This window comes from Empedobacter sedimenti (assembly GCF_030005555.1).
GTDB lineage: Bacteria > Bacteroidota > Bacteroidia > Flavobacteriales > Weeksellaceae > Empedobacter > Empedobacter sedimenti.
Genome location: NZ_JASCQG010000004.1, coordinates 1 through 22,022, shown reverse-complemented (window position 1 = coordinate 22,022; position 22,022 = coordinate 1). Strand labels below are relative to the sequence as shown.

The 22,022-nt window shown below is 31.0% G+C and carries 22 protein-coding genes, 1 tRNA gene and 1 pseudogene; 11 read left to right on the top strand and 13 right to left on the bottom strand.

Features of this window, described 5'->3' with window-relative positions:
• Position 1: 1 nt before the first annotated feature.
• Positions 2-718 carry a DUF2071 domain-containing protein gene (locus tag QHG34_RS05250; RefSeq protein ID WP_282629153.1) on the bottom strand — a complete coding sequence of 239 codons (717 nt, stop codon included), beginning with the start codon at positions 716-718 and terminating at the stop codon, positions 2-4.
• Between the two features lie 294 nt (positions 719-1,012).
• Here QHG34_RS05250 and QHG34_RS05245 point away from each other — a divergent pair.
• Positions 1,013-1,085 (top strand) — tRNA-Gly (locus QHG34_RS05245).
• 89 nt (positions 1,086-1,174) lie between these two features.
• On the opposite strand, the gene QHG34_RS05240 is transcribed toward QHG34_RS05245, so the two are convergent.
• A complete protein-coding gene (locus tag QHG34_RS05240) occupies positions 1,175-1,789 on the bottom strand; it encodes a hypothetical protein (RefSeq protein ID WP_282629152.1) in 615 nt (204 codons plus the stop codon).
• Between the two features lie 43 nt (positions 1,790-1,832).
• Positions 1,833-2,147, bottom strand: a complete 315-nt coding sequence (locus QHG34_RS05235) for a DUF3817 domain-containing protein (RefSeq protein WP_282629151.1) — start codon at positions 2,145-2,147, stop codon at positions 1,833-1,835.
• 109 nt (positions 2,148-2,256) lie between these two features.
• On the opposite strand from QHG34_RS05235, the gene QHG34_RS05230 reads away from it, so the two are divergent.
• Positions 2,257-3,885, top strand: a complete 1,629-nt coding sequence (locus QHG34_RS05230) for a BamA/TamA family outer membrane protein (protein ID WP_282629150.1) — start codon at positions 2,257-2,259, stop codon at positions 3,883-3,885.
• On the opposite strand, the gene QHG34_RS05225 is transcribed toward QHG34_RS05230, so the two are convergent.
• Positions 3,851-4,543: a hypothetical protein gene (locus QHG34_RS05225; RefSeq protein ID WP_282629149.1), complete on the bottom strand. Its 693-nt coding sequence runs from the start codon at positions 4,541-4,543 to the stop codon at positions 3,851-3,853. The two genes, QHG34_RS05230 and QHG34_RS05225, sit on opposite strands and share 35 nt — an antisense overlap.
• Positions 4,544-5,018: 475 nt before the next feature.
• Here QHG34_RS05225 and QHG34_RS05220 point away from each other — a divergent pair, with 475 nt between their 5' ends.
• Positions 5,019-6,212, top strand: coding sequence for a C1 family peptidase (locus tag QHG34_RS05220; RefSeq protein WP_282629148.1), 1,194 nt, complete (start codon positions 5,019-5,021; stop codon positions 6,210-6,212).
• Between the two features lie 50 nt (positions 6,213-6,262).
• Here the strand turns inward: QHG34_RS05220 and QHG34_RS05215 are convergent, their stop codons facing one another.
• Positions 6,263-6,658: a protease inhibitor I42 family protein gene (locus tag QHG34_RS05215; protein WP_282629147.1), complete on the bottom strand. Its 396-nt coding sequence runs from the start codon at positions 6,656-6,658 to the stop codon at positions 6,263-6,265.
• 100 nt (positions 6,659-6,758) lie between these two features.
• Here QHG34_RS05215 and QHG34_RS05210 point away from each other — a divergent pair, with 100 nt between their 5' ends.
• The 4 genes from QHG34_RS05210 (at position 6,759) to QHG34_RS05195 (ending at position 11,969) form a co-directional block, all read left to right on the top strand.
• Positions 6,759-8,327 carry an NAD(P)/FAD-dependent oxidoreductase gene (locus QHG34_RS05210; RefSeq protein WP_282629146.1) on the top strand — a complete coding sequence of 523 codons (1,569 nt, stop codon included), beginning with the start codon at positions 6,759-6,761 and terminating at the stop codon, positions 8,325-8,327.
• 70 nt (positions 8,328-8,397) lie between these two features.
• Complete coding sequence (locus QHG34_RS05205) at positions 8,398-8,604, top strand: hypothetical protein (RefSeq protein WP_282629145.1); 207 nt, start codon at positions 8,398-8,400, stop codon at positions 8,602-8,604.
• Positions 8,604-8,981: a fluoride efflux transporter CrcB gene (gene crcB, locus QHG34_RS05200; protein ID WP_282629143.1), complete on the top strand. Its 378-nt coding sequence runs from the start codon at positions 8,604-8,606 to the stop codon at positions 8,979-8,981. The genes QHG34_RS05205 and crcB overlap by 1 nt, the downstream gene beginning before the upstream one ends.
• Before the next feature lie 75 nt (positions 8,982-9,056).
• Positions 9,057-11,969: a M16 family metallopeptidase gene (locus QHG34_RS05195; RefSeq protein WP_282629142.1), complete on the top strand. Its 2,913-nt coding sequence runs from the start codon at positions 9,057-9,059 to the stop codon at positions 11,967-11,969.
• An 81-nt stretch (positions 11,970-12,050) separates the two neighbouring features.
• Here QHG34_RS05195 and QHG34_RS05190 read toward each other — a convergent pair whose 3' ends face one another.
• From QHG34_RS05190 to QHG34_RS05180, 3 genes are all read right to left on the bottom strand, one after another.
• Positions 12,051-13,229, bottom strand: a complete 1,179-nt coding sequence (locus tag QHG34_RS05190) for a helix-hairpin-helix domain-containing protein (protein ID WP_282629141.1) — start codon at positions 13,227-13,229, stop codon at positions 12,051-12,053.
• Between the two features lie 140 nt (positions 13,230-13,369).
• Positions 13,370-13,591 carry a PspC family transcriptional regulator gene (locus QHG34_RS05185; RefSeq protein WP_282629140.1) on the bottom strand — a complete coding sequence of 74 codons (222 nt, stop codon included), beginning with the start codon at positions 13,589-13,591 and terminating at the stop codon, positions 13,370-13,372.
• A complete protein-coding gene (locus QHG34_RS05180) occupies positions 13,592-14,863 on the bottom strand; it encodes a DUF2851 family protein (RefSeq protein ID WP_282629139.1) in 1,272 nt (423 codons plus the stop codon).
• A 104-nt stretch (positions 14,864-14,967) separates the two neighbouring features.
• On the opposite strand from QHG34_RS05180, the gene QHG34_RS05175 reads away from it, so the two are divergent.
• From QHG34_RS05175 to QHG34_RS05160, 4 genes are read left to right on the top strand one after another with little or no spacing between them, the layout of a single operon-like run.
• Complete coding sequence (locus tag QHG34_RS05175; protein ID WP_282629138.1) at positions 14,968-15,597, top strand: TetR/AcrR family transcriptional regulator; 630 nt, start codon at positions 14,968-14,970, stop codon at positions 15,595-15,597.
• A complete protein-coding gene (locus QHG34_RS05170) occupies positions 15,587-16,885 on the top strand; it encodes a TolC family protein (protein ID WP_282629137.1) in 1,299 nt (432 codons plus the stop codon). The genes QHG34_RS05175 and QHG34_RS05170 overlap by 11 nt, the downstream gene beginning before the upstream one ends.
• A gap of 12 nt (positions 16,886-16,897) precedes the next feature.
• A complete protein-coding gene (locus QHG34_RS05165) occupies positions 16,898-18,091 on the top strand; it encodes an HlyD family secretion protein (protein WP_282629136.1) in 1,194 nt (397 codons plus the stop codon).
• A gap of 21 nt (positions 18,092-18,112) precedes the next feature.
• The gene (locus QHG34_RS05160) at positions 18,113-19,684 is read left to right on the top strand and encodes a DHA2 family efflux MFS transporter permease subunit (RefSeq protein WP_282629135.1); all 1,572 of its coding nucleotides are present in this window, start codon (positions 18,113-18,115) and stop codon (positions 19,682-19,684) included.
• Between the two features lie 99 nt (positions 19,685-19,783).
• Here QHG34_RS05160 and QHG34_RS05155 read toward each other — a convergent pair whose 3' ends face one another.
• The 5 genes and pseudogenes from QHG34_RS05155 to QHG34_RS15845 all read right to left on the bottom strand — a co-directional run.
• Entirely contained in the window at positions 19,784-20,269 is a 486-nt protein-coding gene (locus tag QHG34_RS05155) for a hypothetical protein (protein WP_282629134.1), read from the bottom strand.
• Positions 20,270-20,287: 18 nt separating this feature from the next.
• Complete coding sequence (locus tag QHG34_RS05150) at positions 20,288-20,992, bottom strand: DUF6261 family protein (protein WP_282629133.1); 705 nt, start codon at positions 20,990-20,992, stop codon at positions 20,288-20,290.
• A 303-nt stretch (positions 20,993-21,295) separates the two neighbouring features.
• Positions 21,296-21,613 (bottom strand): hypothetical protein, encoded by a 318-nt coding sequence (locus tag QHG34_RS05145; RefSeq protein WP_282629132.1) that lies wholly within the window; start codon positions 21,611-21,613, stop codon positions 21,296-21,298.
• Positions 21,610-21,780 carry a toxin-antitoxin system YwqK family antitoxin gene (locus QHG34_RS05140; protein ID WP_282629131.1) on the bottom strand — a complete coding sequence of 57 codons (171 nt, stop codon included), beginning with the start codon at positions 21,778-21,780 and terminating at the stop codon, positions 21,610-21,612. Before QHG34_RS05140 ends, QHG34_RS05145 begins: the two co-directional genes overlap by 4 nt.
• 57 nt (positions 21,781-21,837) lie before the next feature.
• A pseudogene (locus QHG34_RS15845) lies at positions 21,838-21,945 on the bottom strand (hypothetical protein); the annotation flags it as partial.
• Positions 21,946-22,022 lie beyond the last annotated feature (77 nt).

Sequence of the window (22,022 nt, the reverse complement as noted above, 5' to 3'; positions counted from 1 at the left end):
ATTACAAACATTTTATCTTTTCTAACGATTTCCATTCATGCTCAATATTGGTCATAAGAATGGCGTTATCAAACTGAACAGAACCTTTTGGAAAGATTGTTTCATCTTCAAAAAAACTTGATTTTACATGTGAAACTTCCAAAGGTTCTACTTCCCAATTATAGGTTTCGAGTTTTAGACCTTCAAAATTTTTTCCATTTGGAGAATAACCAATAGAACCATTCTCGAAGAATTTTGAAACTTCTTCCAACGTTTCGAAAATCGAATTCGAATTAAATTCAGTAGATTTTTTAGCATCAATTTCAATTCGCGTATCGTCAGAACTCGTGAAATCTAAATGATAATTATCGTTTTCTTCTATCACATTAAACTTCGCAAAATAATGTTTGCCAGGAAAAACTCGACCGCCAACAAGCGCATTCAATTTTAGTGAAGTATCTCGTCTCGGAATATAAACACCTTCTTTTGTCACTCCATTTTCCTCCCATTCAACCGCAATTCGATGTGCTGCATTTTCAGAATTCACTCCTACAAAGTCAGGCAAACCTTTTGGTTTTATATCTTTCAATCGGATCAAACAAATTCCAGCAATTGCTTTTCCTTTGTACAATTTAGGACGGAAAGGTTGAGGCAAAATCTTCTCAATATAGTGCGGTTCTACACAAAAATTGATTAACATTCTGCGTTCTATAATACCATGAATTGAGGGGATTTTCATAATTCTATTTTATTATTTTCAACAAATCCATTAATAATTGATTCCACAGACAATCATTTTCTGCATCAAAAAGTTTAATTGCAATTGTAAAATCTACTTTTGACATGAAATTATTTCTTTCAACTAGTATTAATAACTCTTCAAATGTCATCCAAATTATATTTTTCCCTAATTTCTCAAAAAAAATCAACAAGTCAAATATTTCAAAATTAATTTATTAGAAAAAAGTTGTAAAAATTATTGAAAAAACTCTTGCAAAAGTGGAAAATATCAACGTATATTTGTCCTCACAACGCGGGAATAGCTCAATTGGTAGAGCGTCAGCCTTCCAAGCTGAATGTTGCGAGTTCGAGTCTCGTTTCCCGCTCAACAAAAGAAAAGCCGAAGAATTATCTTCGGCTTTTTTAATTGTTTAATATATCTAATTATACTTTGTTATAACTGAAAGAAAATTGTTTAGCAAGGAAACCACCAATGCATATAATATAATTTTCCATTTTTCAGAAATAAGTTGATATGCCCATCAGAAATATTGTTATCATCTTCTTTTAATTGTATTACTTGCAATTTACCTTCTCCAAGAACATCTAAAGTATCCATTTTACGAACAGCATTTGGAAACAATAATTTTAAATCATCAGTTGTTGTTGAAGAATTTAAAATCGTAGTATCATATTTCAGAAAGTTATTGTTATTGAATCTAAACTCATCAATTGCAACTTGATCTTTATTATTTTCAAAACGAGAACCATCTTTATATAGATATTTATCTTCCATGTCTTTACTTCCATCCTTGTTTTCAAAAATGTAAGAACACGGTTGCTCTTCTGACATTAATTTGGTACTATCTATTTTACCGAAATTTGTTTCAAACTCCTGCAAAGAAAAGTATCTTTTAGACTTCCCATTAAAAAGCATTTTATCTACATCAAAAACTTCTAATTCATCCGAATTATCAACTTTATTTTGAGTTGTTTGCTTTTCTTCTTTTGGCTTTTCTTTTGTTTCACTTTTACAAGATGAAATAAAGATAATCAGTAGGATTAATATAAATTTTCTAGTTTTTATCATAATAGTAATTATTAATAAATGTAGAAAATTATTGTTACTGAAACTATTTTATTTCGTTTTTAGCTAATTGTTCTTTGTATTTTTTACCTTCAATCAATCTTTTTTCAGCCCAAATTGTTCCTCCAGGAATAATTGCAGCTACAAAAAAGATCATAAAAATTTTCCAAGACCAATTGTATTTTTCTTTCAATAAATAGACTAACACCATGTAAGCGATAAATAAACCTCCATGTATGCGCCCTGCGTGAGTTACCCAAGTCGGATCTTCCCAAATATATTTCATAGGCATTGCAATAAAAAATAAAACTATTGCAGAAAGTGCCTCTAAATATCCAGTAATTTTAAATAATTTCAACATTCATCTTAAATTTGAAAAACAAAAATAGATTTTAATTTTAACACATTAACTAATACTTATCAGTAAAACAAATACTTAACATCGTTTTTATACGTTATTACAAGCAGTTATGCGATTTTTATTCTACATAGTTTTATTTTTTACACAATCGGTTTGGCTTTTTTGTCAACAAAAAACATTTCATTTTTATCGTTATAATGATGATAACAAATCGTATACAAAAGATTTCGAGAGTAAAAACCTTGATTCTACTTTAGATTCGCTTCAAAAAACAGGTTATTATACTTTGACTGTCGATTCGATAAAAAATGAAAAAGTTTATCTCAATAAAGGAAAATTATACCAAACAATTTGGGTGAAAAACAATGAATTATTCGAAAATAAAAATAATTATTTCCCAACAAATAATTTAGATTCTATTCTAAATAAAATCGCCACAATCAACACTAATCAAGGTTATCCGTTTGCGCAAATAAAACTTGTCCCGAATGGATTCGAACAAAATGAACAGAAAATTGAATTGGTTTTAGACAAAGGAAATCAGCGCAAAATTGATGGTGTAAAATTGGTTGATTACGAAAAATTATCAAAAGGTTATTTGCGTCATGGACTTAATATAAAAACGGGCGAAGTCTACAATGAACAGAAGTTGGCAACGATTTCGACCTTAATGCAACAAACTAATTATATCACAGAGGCGCAATCTCCGCAAACGCTTTTCCGTAAAGATTCGACGATTTTATATTTGTATCCTCGCAAAGTGAATTCAAATTATTTTGATGGTGTTTTAGGTTTCGGGACTGATGATAATGGCGATTTTAGATTGAACGGAAATGTTCAACTTTCGTTGAATAATGTGTTCAATAATTTTGAAGAAATCAGGTTAAATTGGATTGGAACAGCCAATAAGAATACATCGTTGAACATTGGTGTTAAGGTGCCTTATTTGTTCAAATCTGCGATTGGTTCGGAAACGAATTTCAAGCTTTTCAAGCAAGATTCTGTTTTTGTGAATTTAGATTTTTCGGAGCGTTTATTTTATCAACTCAACCTCAACTCGAATATTGGTGTGAGCGGAATTATACAATCGTCTAACTTTTTGTTGGAAGATGATTCTTATCTAAAATCGAGTTTCGACGATTATTCTAAAATTGGTTTTGGTTTGAGTTATCACTATTTCTTGAAACATCCTTTTCGTTTGATGGAAGGAAAATCGATGTTGAATGTTACGGTAAATTCGATTCGTAAAAAAGAAAAGAATTTCTCGTGGACAGAAGATTTAGAAAATAAAACCGTCAATCAAGTTGAAGTTGGTCTAAAAACGTTTCGTTTATTCGAATTATCCAAAAAACATTTCTTAAAAGCTGGTGCAGAGTTTAGAGGTTTACTCACAAAAGATGATGATTTTTCCGAAAACGAATTGTACAGAATAGGTGGTTTCGGAAGTTTTAGAGGTTTTAACGAAGAAAGTATTACCGCAAATATGTACGGATTCCTAAGTATGGATTATCGTTTTGTTCCAAGCGAAGCTTTTTATATTGGACTTTTCGCCGATTATGGTTTTATTGATAACAAACGCGCAAATCTGAACACTTCTTTGCTAAGTTTAGGAACAGGAATTTCTTTTTTAACGAAGATGGGAATTTTCAATTTGAGTTATGCAGTTGGTAAAACAGACGAAACTTCTTTCGACTTCAAAGAATCTAAAATCCATTTTGGGATATTAAGTCAGTTTTAAAAAAAATATTGTTTAGGTAACGTAATGTTAGCGATTTTTTTTTTATTCGTTTTAAAAAATTTTCTTTTGAAGGTCTTATTTCTTGAAAATAATTTGTGTTAATATTATTAATATCCTTTCCGTCATAACTTATTTGATACTCAACTTCATTTGAATCAACCATTTTAATATACTTATCACAAAAAATAAAATTGTCAGTTCCTTGATAAGAAATAAAATGATCCATTCCACTGAATCTCCATTTTTCATTTCCATTTATATCAATTCTTACAATTGCAAGTTCGTCGTAGATTATTAAGTCATTTTCATATAATTTAAATGAAATGATATCTGCAAAATCTGTCTTTTGCCAATTAAGCATAAAGTTCTTTTTATCAAATGAAAGTAAAACGCCATCAAATGAAAAAATTATTGAGTTTCCAAAAATTTTAAAATTCTCCAATAAAATATAGGTTTCAGAATCGAAAAATATTCCGAAAATTTTTATTGACTTTATAAACTCTTTATCAAGGCTATAAAGTGAAATTTTCACTTTTGTTGAATAATTTATATTAATATTTTCTGCATGATTACTAAAGTATGAATCTGAATAAGAGACCTTTTCGTCTTCAAATTTTTCCAAAATTAGAATTCTATCATCAATTTTTATTTCAGTCATATATTTTGCGATTTTACTTTTAAATCTTCTGTTACATTATTTTTTCACAAAGCAAAATATAACTTTGTTTCGTTAAATTATCCACTAATATAATTATTTATAAAGTTACATTTATCTCAATCATATCTGTTTGTAATATTCGTAAAGAAGATTTGATTACAAACAAGGTTGTTTCACCTTACCCGAGCACTAAGTTTATTATAAACAAGTATGTTTGTAATGTCCGTAAAGAAAATTTAATTACAAACAGGTATGTTTTACCTTGCCCGAAGACTCGGTTTATTACAAACAAGGTTGTTTTACCTTTCCCGAGGACTCGGTTATCACAAACAAGTCTGTTTTAGCTTACCAAATGTATTGTGTAAATGAATACTAAGAAGTTTTATTAAAAAAACTTTAAATTTTTATAGGTTTATTGTTAACATTTTCGTGAAATTAGCTACTTATAAAATACTCACACAAAATAAATTTAAAAATGCGTAAAATTTTTTATCCAGTTTTAGCTTCAGCTTTATTTTTAGCTTCAGCTCAATTGGCGTCTGCACAAGACAATTTAGTTAATTCTTTGAACAAAAATGTTAGTGAAAATAGTAAAGAAGCTTTCAAATTTACTGACGTTATCAATTTAGCTAAAACTCCAGTAGAAAACCAAGGTTCATCAGGAACTTGTTGGTCATATTCAGGAAATTCTTTCTTCGAATCAGAAATGATAAGAATGGGAAAACAACCTATTCAATTGTCTCCAATTTTCAATGCAAGAAACACATATGTTGAGAAAGGAAAACAATATGTTCGCATGCACGGTGCAACAACTTTAGGTGACGGAGGTTCTTTTTATGATGTTTTAAATACAATCAAAAAATACGGTGCTGTACCGACTGAAACTTACACAGGTTTGAATTACGGAACAAAAACAAACCAATTTGGTGAAATGGCTGCAATTCAAGAAGGAGTTTTGAAAGCGGTTGTTGCAAATCCAAATGGTAAATTAACAACAAACTGGGAGAAAGCCTATACAGCTGTTTTGGATAGCTATTTAGGAGAATATCCAAAAGAATTCACATACAACGGAAAAAAATATACACCACGTACATTTGCTGATCAAGTAGTAGGAATTAATCCAAACGATTATGTTGCAATTACATCTTTCAAAGATCATACATATTACAAACCGTTTGTATTAGCGATTCCTGATAACTGGGCGTACGAATCTTTCTACAATGTTCCGATGACAGAGATGACTGATAACATTGATTATGCTTTGAAAAATGGGTTTACAGTTGCTTGGGCAACAGACGTTTCTGAAAAAGGATTTAGCTGGAAAAATGGTGTAGCGTATGTACCAGAAGTTGATTTTGCAGATATGAATGCACAACAAAAAGCAGATATGTTCAAAGGTCCAAAACCAGAAAAAGTGATTACAGAAGATATGCGTCAAGCTGCTTTTGATGATTACCAAACGACTGATGATCACGGAATGCACATTGTTGGTATTGCAAAAGATCAAAATGGTAAAGATTACTACATCGTGAAAAACTCTTGGGGTTTAACGAACGATTACGAAGGATATCTTTATGTAACAAAAGCTTTTGTTCAGTACAAAACAACAAATATTTTAGTTCACAAAAACGGTGTTCAAAAACAAACGTTGAAAAAATTAGGAATCTAATTTCTGAAATAATTATAAAAAAGCTCTCGATTTCGAGAGCTTTTTTGGTTTTATTTTACAATGAAAGTAATTTCTTTAGAATTCGTTGGTTCTTCTTTTTCCCAACTTCTTTTGTAATCAAAACGTATTGTACATTCACCTTTTTGGTTTGCTTTTATAACATATACATTTTTACTCGGAGCGCCCATCACGCCTTCAGCAGTTGTTTTTACATTAGATTTATCTATAATTTTTACACTACAATCTTCTGGTTCGTCTGTTACCCAATCATATCCTGTTGTAGGATTTGTGGTAAGTTCTAATTTAACTTGATCACCAGCATTTAGTGTAATTGTTTTTTCAGTTTCTACAGTATCTAAATTAATCGTTTTGTCTTTGCTTCCGTTTGTAGCACAAGAAAATAGTAATGCACTTCCGCTAATTGTTAAGAAAGTTTTTTTAATCATAATTTATTTTTTTGGATATTTTTTATAAAAACAGTTCTAAAAGCTATTCAACTAAGTGCTTTTTCAACTAATTTTGTACTTTATTTTTTAGTCAATAATTATGCCTCAAAATGTAACGATACGAATTTCTCCTACAGAAGCTGCAAACGAGAAAATTTTGAAACAACGTTTAGCATCTGCTGTTAAAACAAAACCGGAGAACATCAATGCTTACCAAATTATTCGTCGATCTTTAGATGCGCGAAGCCGAAATATCATCGCACAATTACAAGTCAATGTTTTTATTAACGAAGAATTTTCTGATGCTTTTGAGTTTCATCCAAATCTTCAAAATGTAGAAAATAAACACGAAGTTTATATTGCTGGTGCTGGTCCTGCTGGATTATTTGCTGCGTTAGAATTAATAGAACAAGGTCTGAAACCAATTATCATCGAGCGTGGTAAAAATGTTCGTGACCGTCGTCGTGATTTAGCGGCGATGAACAAAGAAGGAAAAGTAAATCCTGAATCGAACTATTGTTATGGCGAAGGTGGTGCTGGAACTTATTCGGACGGAAAATTATATACGCGCTCTACAAAACGTGGAAATATCCTGAAATCCTTGCAATGGTTTGTACATTTCGGTGCGACAGAACGTATTTTGCAAGAAGCGCATCCACATATCGGAACGAATAAATTGCCTGGGATTATTGCTAACATGCGCGAAGCGATTATCGAATGCGGTGGTGAAGTTTGGTTTGATACAAAACTAACAGATATTATCATCGAGAATAATCAAATCAAAGGAATTGAAATCAATCATGATAAAAAAATTAAAACTTCTTCTTTGATCTTAGCAACGGGACATTCGGCTCGTGATATTTTTAGAATGTTAGATGAAAAGAATGTTTTAATCGAAGCAAAACCTTTTGCATTGGGCGTTCGTGTAGAACATCACCAAAGTTTGATTGATTCTGCTCAATATCATTGTCCAATTGGGTCAGAACGAAACGAGTTTCTTCCTCCCGCATCTTATTCGTTAGTTTCTCAAGAAGCTGGTCGCGGCGTTTTCTCTTTTTGTATGTGTCCTGGTGGAATTATTGCTCCTGCATCTACAGACGAAGGAGAATTGGTTGTAAATGGTTGGTCTCCTTCCAAACGTGACGGATTTTTTGCAAACTCGGGAATGGTTGTAACAGTTGATGAAAAAGATTTTGCTAAATATGGTTTTACTGGACCTTTAGCTGGAATGAAGTTTCAACAAATGGTCGAGCAAAAAGCGTGGCAAGTTGGTGGAGGTAAATTAAAAGCGCCTGGGCAACGAATGACTGATTTTGTTTCAGGGAAATTATCTAATTCATTGAATGATTGTTCTTATTTACCAGGTTTAACATCAGGTCTATTGAGTGATATTTTACCAAAAGAAGTTCATCAATCTTTGAAATTAGGTTTTCAAACATTTGGTAAAAAAATGAATGGTTACTATACCGAAAACGCAAATATTGTCGCAACAGAATCCAGAACTTCTTCGCCTGTTCGTATTCCGAGAAATGAAGAAACTTTAGAACATACACAAATTGCTGGTTTATTTCCTTGCGCCGAAGGGGCAGGTTACGCTGGTGGAATTATTTCTGCTGCTATGGACGGAGCAAAAGTTGCGATTGCTGTGAAGAATTTTATCGAAAAATAGTTTTATATTTAATACTCAAAATAATATACAGATGTCAAGCTGAACTTGTTTCAGCTTCGCATCTTTAGAAATGATGAATCTAAAAAAAGTAAATAATTTCAAATTTTTATTGATTTCAGTAGTACTGATTTTGATTGGTTATTCAATCAACTTAATCGGTTGGAATATTGGAACAATTACAATTATTTATTTTGGATTAGGTTTATTCTTTTTAGGAATTATTTCATTTATCATTTTGTTATTTTTAGTTTTGATTAAAATTGTTAACAGAATTTAATGAATCTCTTAAAATCTATACTATTTGTTGGTTTAGGCGGCGCTTTTGGTAGTGTTGCAAGATTTTTAATATCATACGGAATCGGAAAGTATTACGCGCAACCTTTTCCATTTGCTACGTTTTTGACAAATAGTATCGGTTGTTTTTTGATTGGCGCTTTGTATGGATATTCAATCAAAAATGATTTAGGAAATAGTTATTTCAATTTTTTACTGATAACAGGATTTTGTGGAGGTTTCACAACATTTTCGAGTTTTTCGTATGAAAATTTTAATCTAATTCAACAACAAAATTACATCACACCAATTATTTATATTCTTTCGAGTGTAATTATTGGATTGATTTTTACAGTAATCGGTTTTAAATTAGTAAAATAAATCATTCTCAATATTTTATATTTTCTCTGAATGACTAATAAAAATTTCTTATTTTTAAGAAATTAAAATTACAACATGAGGAAATCGTTTCTATTTTGCGGAATTATGTTTACTTCCGTTTTAACTTATGCACAATTAAAGACTGTGAAAAAAACTGACAACAAAGGATATAACTACGAAATTGTAGAAAATGATCCTTCAAATACACGAATTTATACGCTTAAAAATGGTTTGAAAATTTATTTGGCTCAATTAAAAGATGAACCAAGAATTCAGACACATATTGCGGTAAAAACAGGTTCTAACAACGATCCAGAAGATAATACAGGTTTGGCTCACTACTTAGAACACATGGTTTTTAAAGGAACTTCAAAAATAGGAACACAAAATTGGGCTGTTGAGAAACCTTTAATTAAACAGATTTCTGATTTATACGAGCAGCACAAAGCTGAAAAAGATCCTGCTAAAAAGATAGCACTTTACAAGAAAATTGATGAGGTTTCGCAAGAAGCTTCAAAATACGCTGTTGCAAATGAGTATGATAAATTAATTTCTTCTTTGGGAGCATCAGGAACTAACGCGCATACATCTTTAGAGGAAACAATTTATCATAATAATATTCCGAATAACGAATTAGAAAAATTTTTGAAAGTAGAGTCTGAGCGTTTTAGTGAATTAACTTTACGTCTTTTTCATACAGAGTTAGAAGCAGTTTATGAGGAATTTAACCGTTCTCAGGATAATGATGGACGTTTAGTTTATTATAAATTGATGGAAACATTATTTCCAAAGTCTCACTACGGAACACAAACTACGATTGGTACTTCTGAACATTTAAAGAATCCTTCGATGGTTGCAATTCATAATTACTTTGATAAATATTATGTGCCAAATAATATGGCTGTGATGTTAATCGGAGATTTTGATTTTGATACAGCTGTACCAATGATTGATAAATATTTTGGTAGTTATGCTGCAAAACCAGCACCAACACAATATGTAGCGAAAGAAGAGCCTGTAAAAAAGATTGTGACAAGTGAAGTTTTTAGCCCGTCTTCTGAGCGTGTGCAATTTGCTTATCGTTTTAATGGAGCTAAAAGTTCTGATGCCAAATATGTTACGTTAATCGATTATATTTTAAGTAATTCTACTGCAGGATTAATTGATTTGAACATTAATCAACAACAGAAAGCTTTAGGAGCAGGAAGTGGAGCTTCTTTTTTCCGTGACTACGGAATGCACTCTTTTTCTGGAGCACCTAAACAAGGACAAAGCTTAGACGAAGTTCGCGATTTGATGTTAGCACAATTAGAAAACATCAAACAAGGAAAATTTGAAGATTGGATGATTGAAGCTGTTGTAAATGATTTGAAAAAATCTCGTTTACAAAGCTGGAATGATTCTCGTTCTTTAGCTGCAAGTCTTTATAAATCATATATCAATGATATGCCTTGGGCACAAGTTGTTGATCAGTACGATGAAATGGGACGTGTAACGAAGCAAGAATTGATGGATTTTGCGAAGAAAAACTATACAAATAATTATGTAATTGTTTACAAACGTCAAGGAGAAAACAAAGATTTAGTACGTGTTTCTAATCCAGGAATTACACCAATTCAATTAAATCGTGGAGCTGAATCTCAGTTTTATAAAGATTTCATGAAAATTGAATCAAAAGATATTGCGCCAGTTTTTGTTGACTTCAAGAAAGAGATGAACGAAGGGAAAGTAAAGAGTGCAAAATTTACTTCGATAGACAATAAAACAAATGATTTGAGTTCGGTTTACTACATTTCTGATATGGGTTCTGATCATAACAAGAAATTAGGTTTAGCGATTAATTACTTAAATTATTTAGGAACATCTAAATATACGCCTGAAAATTTAAAGAAAGAATTCTATAAAATAGGAGTAGAGTACGGTGTAAATTCGGGTAGTGACAGAACATTTGTTTACATAACAGGTTTACAAAAGAATTTAACAGAAGGGATCAAATTATTTGAACATTTGATTAGTGACGCTGTAGCAAACAACGATTCGTACCAAGAATATGTGAAAACAATCTTGAAATCGAGAGAAAATTCTAAAAAGAATAAAAATGTTATTGCTGCTTTATTAAATGTTTATGCTCAGAATGGACCTGATAATCGTTCGAGAGATATTATTTCTGAAGCAGATTTGAAAGCAATTGATCCAAAAGAATTAACGCAAATTATTAAGGATTTCTTTAATTACAAACATCAAGTTTTCTACTATGGGAATGATGTTAAATTGACGAAAAAAGCAATCGAGCAATATCATAACTTTGGTAAAGGATTGGATTATCCAACTAAAAAAGATTATCCACAACCAGTTACAGATGGAAAGGTTTATTTTGCTCCTTATGATATGGTGCAAGCGGAAATTAATTTTGTTGCAAGAGATACAAAATATGATCCTACATTGTTAACTTCATCAGGTATTTTTAATGAATATTTTGGAGGAGGATTATCTTCAATTGTTTTTCAAGAAATTAGAGAATCTAAATCTTTAGCTTATTCGGCAAGATCAAGTTATTCTAATGCTGGTAAAAAGGATTTATACAATTATGTAAGAGCGAATATCGGAACGCAAGCAAATAAGTTGCCACAAGCTGTAGAAGCGATGAACGAGTTGATGAATAATATGCCAAAAGCGTCAAATCAGTTCGAAAACTCTAAAGTTGCAGCCTTAAAACAAATTGCAACTAAGCGTTATACAAAAGCAAATGTGTTCTTTTATTGGTTAGCGTTACAAGATCGCGGTTTAAACTATGATATCAACAAAGATATTTATGCGCAAACTTCAACATTAACATTAGATCAGTTAAATGATTTCTTTAATAAACACATTAAAGGACAAAAATACAATGTTGGATTGATTGGGAATAAAACCAATTTAGATTGGAATGCAGTACAAAAATTAGGAGAAGTAAAAGAATTAACTTTAGAAGAGTTATTTAACTATTAATCCTTTTTAAATAAATTAATAAACGCGTCTCAGAAATTTCTTTGACGCGTTTATTTTTTAAAACCAACCTATGAAAACCGCCTACTCAAAAATGAGATGAGGTTCTATTTCTTTATATTTTTCTTCGCTAATAGAATATGCTTTTTTTAATGTTTTGGCATCTTTAAATTTTCCACCTAAAGAACGCTTATAGTTGAGTATTGTTGTAGCTTGTTTTTCTGTAAATCCCAGTTTTATCCAATCTTCTAAGCTCAAATCATTTGGATTAAATTTACCTTGAATATTAACCTTCTCAATAGATTTTTCTTCTACTTTAGGTTTTTCAGGTTTGTATTCTACTGTTTCTGGTAAATCAATAAAAGCTTGTATTTCGTTGTATTTTTCATCCGAAATCATGTAACACTTCTTGATTTGCTCTTTTGATTTAAACTCGCCACCTAAAATTCGTTTATATTTTAAAATAGATTCAGCTTGCTTACTCGAAAAACCTATTTTTTGCCAATCATTTTCAGCATAATTATTTGGATTAAACCTTACATAATTAATGTGTTTACCCGTTTGTTGTTTAGTTAGTTTATCATCTTGTTTTGTACGCTCTGGCAACAAAATGTAGCGTTGCATTTCATTGTATTTTTCATCAGAAATAACAAAACACTTTTTGATTTGCTCTTTACTTGTAAATTTTCCACCAACTATTTGTTTGTATTTCATGATTACTTCAGCCTGTTTTGGTGTAAAACCAACTCTTTCCCAACCTTGTTGTGGCAAATCATTCGGATTGAAATTACTGTACGCAATCTGTTTTTCAGGATATTTGGTTTCAAAAGTAGATGTAGATTTTTCAGGTAACAGAATAAAAGGTTCTAACTCCTTATATTTTTCTTCATCAATTACATAACATTTCTTGATTTGTTCTTTTGATGTAAATTCGCCGCCTACAATTCCTTTGTATTTGAGAATAACTTCTGCTTGACGCTCAGAAAAACCAATTTTCATCCAATCTTCTTGCGAAAAATCATTTGGATTAAATGGTTTCAACGAATCTTTTACATATGTAGATTTGAACGATGATTTTGATGTTTCAACTTGTGTTTTATACGATTCTAACAATGCTTTATCCGAGTCGGTTAAAACATAGGTTTCATGTTGAAATGAGAAATTCTGAAAAATTTCAAACAACAAGATTAATATGAAAAGTAAGTATAAGCCAAATCGTTGCGATTTGTTTAAGTAAAAAGTAGATTTTTTTAAATATTTCATCGGTTTAGGATTTTAGATGAAAAAATAAATCAAAAACACGCACTTTATTGCATAAGCAATATAACCTTCAAGAATACAGAAAGTTATAAATTAGAAAATAAATAATAGGTTTTAACTATTTGTAATTAAATAAAGTGAGCTTACAAATCAAAAACAGATCTTCTTTTGATGATAAAACAATCTTTTACCCAAAAGAAAAATAACATCATAAAGTAACCAATAAAGGCTAAACCAAACGTAGCAAACGATAAATAGATGAAAATAAGACGCAATTTAGAAACGCGAATTCCTAATTTATCCGCAAAACGCGAGATAACATTAAACCATTCATTTTCAGTAAAATTTCTAATTTGCTCTTTCATTTATCGTAAAATATGATGTCCGATAGCGCAATTTAAACATTTTTTCTCGGAGCAATATCTTTTTTTGAGATGAATTAAAATTTGCGAATCTTTTGCAGTTTTATTTCTGAATCCAATTTGTTCGTATTCATCTAAAACAGAATTGTTCTCTGCATCAATTTCATTTAATAAATCTAAGTAAAAATCAATTTCTACCTCATCTTTTTGTCGTTCGTGCGCGTATCGAATCGGAATAATTGTATTAATCAATAAATTGTTTAACTTATCTTTTGAAAGGTTTTTCAGTTGAAACTTTGATTCGTTTTTGAATGTATAATGTGTTTCCCAAAATTGATTGATTTTTATTTTGTCAAATATTTTATAAAACTCTTTTAAGTTTTTTGGTTGAATAATCTCTGAAAACAAGCTTTTGTAAACCACATATATTGAGGCTAATTGCGCTAATCGAATCGTAGGAAAACCGATTGGACGCATTTTTGAGAATTTGAACAAACTATTTTCTACTGGGTGTAATTGATATTTATTTTTTAGAAAATGATATTCGGTTTTTAATTGATTATAATATTCATTCTCATTATAATCATTCAAAAAGCCGGCTTGTCCAAAAAACAAAGCTTCTACTTTTTTTGGCTCAAATTGTATTTTTTGTAAAACATTAAACGGAAATGAATTTGCCCAAATTTCAAAAGCATTTACATTCACTTTTAATCCAAAGTTGATCGCTAAACTTTTGAATAACGTTTCTTCCCAATTCTGGTTATTTTTTTCAAATTCTTCAATGATAGAAAGTGTTTTTTCTTCAAAACGCTCAATTAATAAACCTTCAAACCAAAAATTAAATTCAGATAAATCAAGTTGATTAATAAAATCTTTGCAATAAATTTTATCTAATGTAGAATTGACGATATTTTGATAATTGTAAACAATTTCAGGTTTTACAAAATCTTGTAAAATCAAGGTTTGTACATTACGTTGGCGCAATTCGTTAATCTCACAATCATGATTCCAGACGACATGTAAAATTACATTTTGATAAGCTAAATCATTTGTATGTTGATGTAAATTCCAGTCCGACGAATTAACATGCATTTCAACTGATCCAGCCCATAATTTGTCTCCAATTACGATTTCTGCTTCCAAAAAATCTGGTCCTGCATCATAGTTTAACTTTCCTACATTGATTATTTCTACAAAATCTCCATGAAAAGTTTGCATGTTTTGAGTTGTAAATAACTTCAATTTCCATATGTAATGTAGAAAAATTTCTTTCATAGATAAAAGTTAATCAATGTATTAGTAAAAATTATTAAAATAAATACTTAAATTTTTAAAATTAATTAAACGTTTGTTTAACTTTGCGCGTTCAAATTTTATAAATGAGTTTAAGCGAAAAACAAATTGAGATTTTAAAAGCTGCTGAAAGCGTATTTGGTCGTCGTGGAATTGATGCGGCAAGTGTGCGCGAAATAGCAAAAGAAGCGAATATTAATATTGCGATGATCAGTTATTATTTTGGTTCTAAGGATAAATTGGTTGAACAGTTATTTGGATGGAGAATTGAAACTTTTAATGCTTCATTAGAAAAAATTGCAATGGATGATTCGCTTACATCATTTGAAAAATTGAAAGAAGTTCTAAGATCTTATTTGAATCGAATTTTGGATAATCCTGAATTTCATCGCATTATGGCGAGAGAATATTCTAAGAGAGATTCTATATTGGAAGTTGATCAAAAAGTAAATGACTTAAAGATTAAGAATTTAACGTATATCTCTACCATTATCGAAGAAGGTTTTAATAAAGGTGTTTTTAAACGTAAAGCGCCCGCAGAAGCTGTTGTAATGGTCGTTATCGGAGGGACTTCGTATTTAATTTTGAACGAAAAAACATATTTAAAACAATGGGGATTGTCTTCTCATGAAGAGTTTTCAGAACGTATTCATGCAGAATATTATCCTTACTTAATAGATTCTTTAAAAGCAATTATACTATACGATGAAAAATAAATTTTTCTTACCAATTTGTTTAGTGATTGCAACTTTAGCTCAGGCACAAGAAAATAATGTGTCGTTACAGGAGATTATTCAACAAAGTTTACAGAACAGTAAAGCTGTAAAAGTTGCCGAAGCTGCTAAAAATACGAGTGAGTATAAAGTGCAAAGCGCAAAAAACAATCGTTTACCAGATGTTACGCTTAGCGGGCAATACATGCATTTGTTTACGACAACAAACGTAGATATTAAACTTCCGATGGCAGCTGCCGGAAATGGAGGAGGAATGGGAGTAGAGCCTAATCAATTATTATTAGGACAAGCAAATGCTTCGCTTCCAATTTTTGCAGGTTTCAAGATTAAGAATGGAATCAAGCAAAGTGAATTGATGGTTGATTTATCAAACTTACAAATCGAAGCAACAAAAGAAAATACAGTTTGGCAAGCAATCAATTTATACTTCGGATTGTACAAAACACAACGTTCTATCGATGTTTTGAATGAAAACTTGGTGAGAGCAAACCAACGTGTCAAAGATTTTCAGAACTTTTTGGATAACGGAATCATTGCAAGAAATGATTTATTAAGAGCAAAATTACAAGCATCTAATGTACAAGTTGCAATTGATGAAGCCGAAACGCAATACAAAAACATCAATTATAGACTGAATATTTTAACTGGACAAACGGAGAATACAGTTATACATGTACAAGATGTAGAAGGTTTATCAACATTGGAGGCTTCACAAGACTTTTCTCATCGTACAGATGTAAAAAGCTATGAGTTGAAAGAACAAATGGCAGAAAATCAAATCAAAATAGCAAAAGCAGCTTATTATCCACAGATTGCAGTTTCTGCTGGATATGTTGCAATGGATATTAACAAAGTTGCTTCTATTACTAATGCAACAAATGTTGGTGTCGGATTAAAATATGATTTATCGTCTTTGTATAAAAACAAAACGGAAGTTGAAATTGCAAAAGCTCAGAAACTTGAAAATGAGCTACAAAAAGAGACGACAATTGATAAAGCGAAAGTTGAAATAAGTGAAGCTTTACAGAAATTTGAATTAGCGAAAAAGAAAAATCTTGTTTATAAAGAAGCAGTAGAACAAGCGAACGAAAACTACAGAATTGTAAAAGATAAAAATGATAATGGATTGGCTGATACAGATGATTTGTTAGAAGCTGATGTACAACAATTACAAGCAAAAATTAATCAAGTAGTAGGAGATGCTGACGAACAATTAGCGATCTACGAATATTATTACACAACCGGAATTTTAACTGAAAACATACAATAGAATTACACTATTATGGAAGAAAATAATCAAGAAAAGAAAAAAATAAACTCAAAATTTATCATCGTTTTAGGAGCTTTAATCCTTTTAGGAGGTGGATACGGAGTTTATAAATATATGCACGGACAAGCGCACGAAATTACAGATGATGCGCAAGTAGAAGCACGTATTACGCCAGTAATTCCAAAAGTTTCAGGTTACATTCAAAAGATTTTAGTAGAAGATAATCAAATGGTTCACAAAGGTGATACTTTGGTTGTTTTAGACGGATCTGAGTTTGCTTTGAAATTACAACAATCGAATGATGCTTTATTACAAGCAGAGGGTCAATTAGGTGTTGCGCACGCAGGCGTTTCTCAAGCTGGTGCAGCAATCGGAGTAACAGAAGCTGGTGCTGTTGCGGCGAATACTACAATCGAAACGGCTCAAGCAAGTGTTAATACAGCTCAAGCAAATGTAGAAGCAGCAAAAGTACAAGTTTGGAGAACGAAAAATGATTTTGATCGATACAATAAATTATATCAAAATCAATCAATCACAAAACAACAATACGAGCAAGCTTTGGCTGCAAAAGAAACGGCAGAAAAACAATTGCGTGTTGTACAAGAACAATTAGGTGTATCTCGTGCGCAAATGGCTTCTACAGCGAAGCAAGCACAAGCGACAGCAAAACAAGTCAATACTTCGAGAGCACAAGCTGATGCATCAAAAGCACAAATAAAAGTAGCAGAAGCAGCAATTGGTCAAAGCAGAACGAACATCGAAAACGCAAAACTATATTTGTCTTATACGTATGTAATTGCTGCGGAAGATGGACAAGTTTCGAAGATTAATTTACAACCAGGACAATTGGTACAAGCAGGTCAATCTTTGTTTAATATTGTAAAATCAAATAATCTTTGGGTTGTTGCAAATTACAAAGAAACGCAGTTAGAAAAAATTAGAGAAGGACAAGAAGCGATCATCAAAGTTGATGCTTATCCAAATCACGAATTTAAAGCGAAAGTAACATCTTTATCGCCAGCTACTGGTGCTAAATTTGCGTTATTACCTCCAGATAATGCATCTGGTAACTTCGTGAAAACTGTTCAACGTGTTCCGATTAAAATCGAATTTATTGATCAAAAAGACGAAATGTTGAAATTGATTCGTCCAGGTATGAACGTGGAAGCTGATATTCTTTTAAAATCATCAACTTCTGCAAAATAATCATCGATATTCAGAAAAATTATGGAAGAAAATAATTTAGTTGAATATGGTGCAAGACGTGTAATCATCACCATTACTGCCATCATGTGTGCTTTGTTAGAGATTGTTGATACCACAATTGTTAACGTTGCAATGAATGACATGAAAGGTAGTTTGGGTGTCTCTTTAACTGATATTGCGTGGGTGGTTACCGCTTACGCAATTGCCAACGTAATTGTAGTACCGATGACCAGCTGGTTGTCGCAACAATTTGGACGACGCAATTATTTTGCGGCTTCGATTATCATATTTACAGTTGCCTCATTTCTTTGTGGAAATGCAACAACATTGTGGGAAATTATCTTGTTCCGATTTATTCAAGGACTTGGTGGTGGAGCGCTGTTGGTAACTTCGCAAACCATTATTACCGAAAGTTATCCACCCGAAAAGCGTGGTTTAGCACAAGCTATTTACGGAATGGGAGTTATCGTTGGTCCTACACTTGGTCCACCTTTAGGAGGTTATATTATTGATAATTGGTCTTGGCCCTATATATTTTACATCAATATTCCAATTGGGATTATTGCTGTATTGTTAACGTTGTCATTTGTTCGCAGTCCAAAATATGCTGAGAAATCTAAACTAAGTCAAGTCGATTTCTTAGGAATTATTTTGTTAGCTATTGCGGTTGGATCGTTACAATATGTATTAGAACACGGACAACAAGATGATTGGTTTGAAAACACAACGATTGTAACTTTAAGTTTAGCGAGTTTCTTCGGATTCATTTTATTTGTTTGGAGAGAATTAGTATTCGATCATCCAATTGTAAACTTACGTGTACTAAAAGATAGCAACTTAGCAGTTGGTACTATTTTATCTTTTATTTTAGGATTTGGATTATATGGATCAACGTTTATTATACCAATCTATACGCAATCAATTTTAGGATGGACAGCGACTGATGCAGGTTTATTATTAATTCCTTCATCATTGATGACCGCATTTATGATGCCAATCATCGCAACAATGTTACAAAAAGGTGTTCCACCCAAATATATGGTTGCAGGAGGATTCTTTATCTTTTTCTGTTATAGTTTTTGGTCATACAAAATCTTAACACCAGACACAGGATCAGAACATTTCTTTTGGCCATTAATTGTACGTGGAGTAGGATTGGGCCTATTATTTGTACCTGTTACAACACTTTCACTTTCGAGTCTGAAAGGGCAACAAATTGGTGAAGGAGCTGCCTTTACAGGAATGATGCGACAATTAGGAGGTTCGTTTGGTATTGCAATTATTACAACGTTTATTTCTCGTTTAACGATGGGACATCGAGGAGATTTAGTGTCTCATTTGGATACATCCGATTTTGATGTGCAGAAACATTTACAAAACTTACAAATGAGTTTTATAAGTAAAGGTTTTGCACCAAACGAAGCATTGAACAAAGCCTATAATTTGTTGGATTTACAAGTTACCAAACAAGCTACAGTACTTACCTATATGGATATCTTTTTGTATTTGGGAGTTGTTTTCCTTATCTGTATTCCGTTTATTTTGTTCTTTATCAAAAAAGGAGCAGGTAAAGTAATCAGTGCAGGACATTAATCAGAATAATTACTTTTAGTATTTCAGGTTTTTTATAAATGTAAAATCCATCTCAAGAACTGAGATGGATTTTTTGTTGAATCAATAAATAAAGTGTCTTTATTTATTGATAATTTGATTCGTTCTTTTTCCATTTATTATAAATTCATCAAAAAAATTACAATAATAATCACCAAGTGAACCAAACATTCCATAATGTTCACTCACAAAATAATCAAAACCATTAATTGTATACGTTTTTTGATTAGCTGTTGTGAGATAAATGGTGTCTTTTCTGTATATTTTTGTTTGATTTAAATAGAAAGAGCAATATGAACTTTCTACAGAATTGCATGAAACATTATTTAGCAAGGTTGTATCTTTTACAAACTTTCCATCTCTACGAATTCTTAAATTTATTTTTTCGATATCATCATGTTTAAAATCTTTAAAATATAAGATTATTTCTTCATTAATGACTGTTATTGTATCACAAGATGTACTTGCTTTTTCAAAATTGTAAGCATCAAACCTTTTTGAAATTATCCAAAATAAACCGATTAGAATTATAATAGAACAAAGAATTATGAATGTTTTTTTAAGCACAGAAACTATTTAATAATTTTATAATGTCGGTTCGCTTGTTCCATTCGTAGACAGAGAACTATTCTTTGCAGCTTTCACAATTTCGTTCAAATCATGGTACAATTTTGTCCAATCAGGTACATCTTTCATTGCAGTAATTAGATTGAGGTAAGCACGCAACACTTGTTCCAATTCTTTTCTTGTAGAGCTTGCACTTGCAATCTGGCGAAGCTCTCCGTTCGCCTCTGCCTGTTGCGCAAATAAAATCTCGAAATCTGTATGCTTTGTTTTCAATTCATCAAAAGCTGTTGCAAGCGCTAAATTTGTAATGCGTTGTGTATTCTCAGCCTTTTCTAATTCTTCGATAAGTTTCTTCAATTGCGCTGTTTCGGCAGAATAACTCAATCTGTCCAAATCTAATCCAAACGTTTGGAAAACTTTGTACAAAGCTTCCGCATCTTGATAGTTTGCAACAGAAGTTAATTTACGGTAACCATTCAGGAAAGCCTTCATGTTACTAAATGCAACATCTCGCTCTTTATCAGCTGTCGCCACCTCTTTCCCTTTTCCACTGTAGGTCAACTTTGTGTATACCGTGTCGTAGTTTTGATAACTCGCAATAAGCGATAACAATAAAGGATGGTTCTCTACAATGGTATAATTTCCGGTTTGAGAAGAGTTAATAATTCGCTGCGCCAATGTCGCCAGATTTTTTGTAGATAATTTTGATAAATTTACTTTCATAATAGGTAGATTAAGTATTTGTAATTCATTTAATTTTAATGTTTTATAAATATAATCAATAAATCTTAAAATTAATATTGAGAAAACATTACAAACACACTTGTTTACAATTAAATCTTCTTGGCAAACATTATAAACAGACTTGTTTGTAATAAACTGAAGGCTCGAGAAAAGTAAAACGGACTTGCTTATAATAAACTGAGTACTCAGGTAAAGTAAAACAACTATGTTTGTAATTAACCGAGTTTCTGATTAAGATAAAACAGATTAGTTTAAAAAATAATCTAATATCTAAGAGAAATACTAAAAACAATCTAGTTCTTTTTCGTTAAGATTTTTTAAGGCAATAGATTCTGTTTTATTCTTTAAATAAAATAAAATGCTTTTTTTATTTGAGGATAATGTTCCTATTAATGTAATTATTTCATTTCTATTATTCGAACTTAATTTCTTAAATGCAGACAAAATTTTATGACCATCAAAATAATAATTAATGTTATTTAAACAATCATTATTATTTATTTTATTTGTAAGAGAAATATCTGTTTTACCATTTGGTAAAGCTGTTATGCTAATAACAATACTTGAAGAAAAACCTATTATCCTATTTTCTTTTATCAATATTCCATTATATTTATTAAATTACCTTTCTCATCATAATATTTCCATTTACTTATTTGTTCGCCATTTTTTGTTCTCCCAATTTCTTTTAATATACCATTTTTGTGATAAAATTTCCATATTCCGATTTCTTTATCATTATCATATTTTCCTATACTTCGTAACATAGCATTTTTATGATAATATTTCCATTTACCAGTTTGTTTTCCCTTATGAAATTTCCCGACACCCCATAGTATACCATTTTCATAATAGGCTTCCCATATTCCATCCCGTAATCCATTATTATCAAATTGACCTTGTTCTTTTACATTACCATTTTCATAAAATTTTAATCTTCCCTAAAAACCGGACCGTTTAAAAATATAGTTTATTAACTTAGGGATAATTATGAAACAGAGCAATTTTA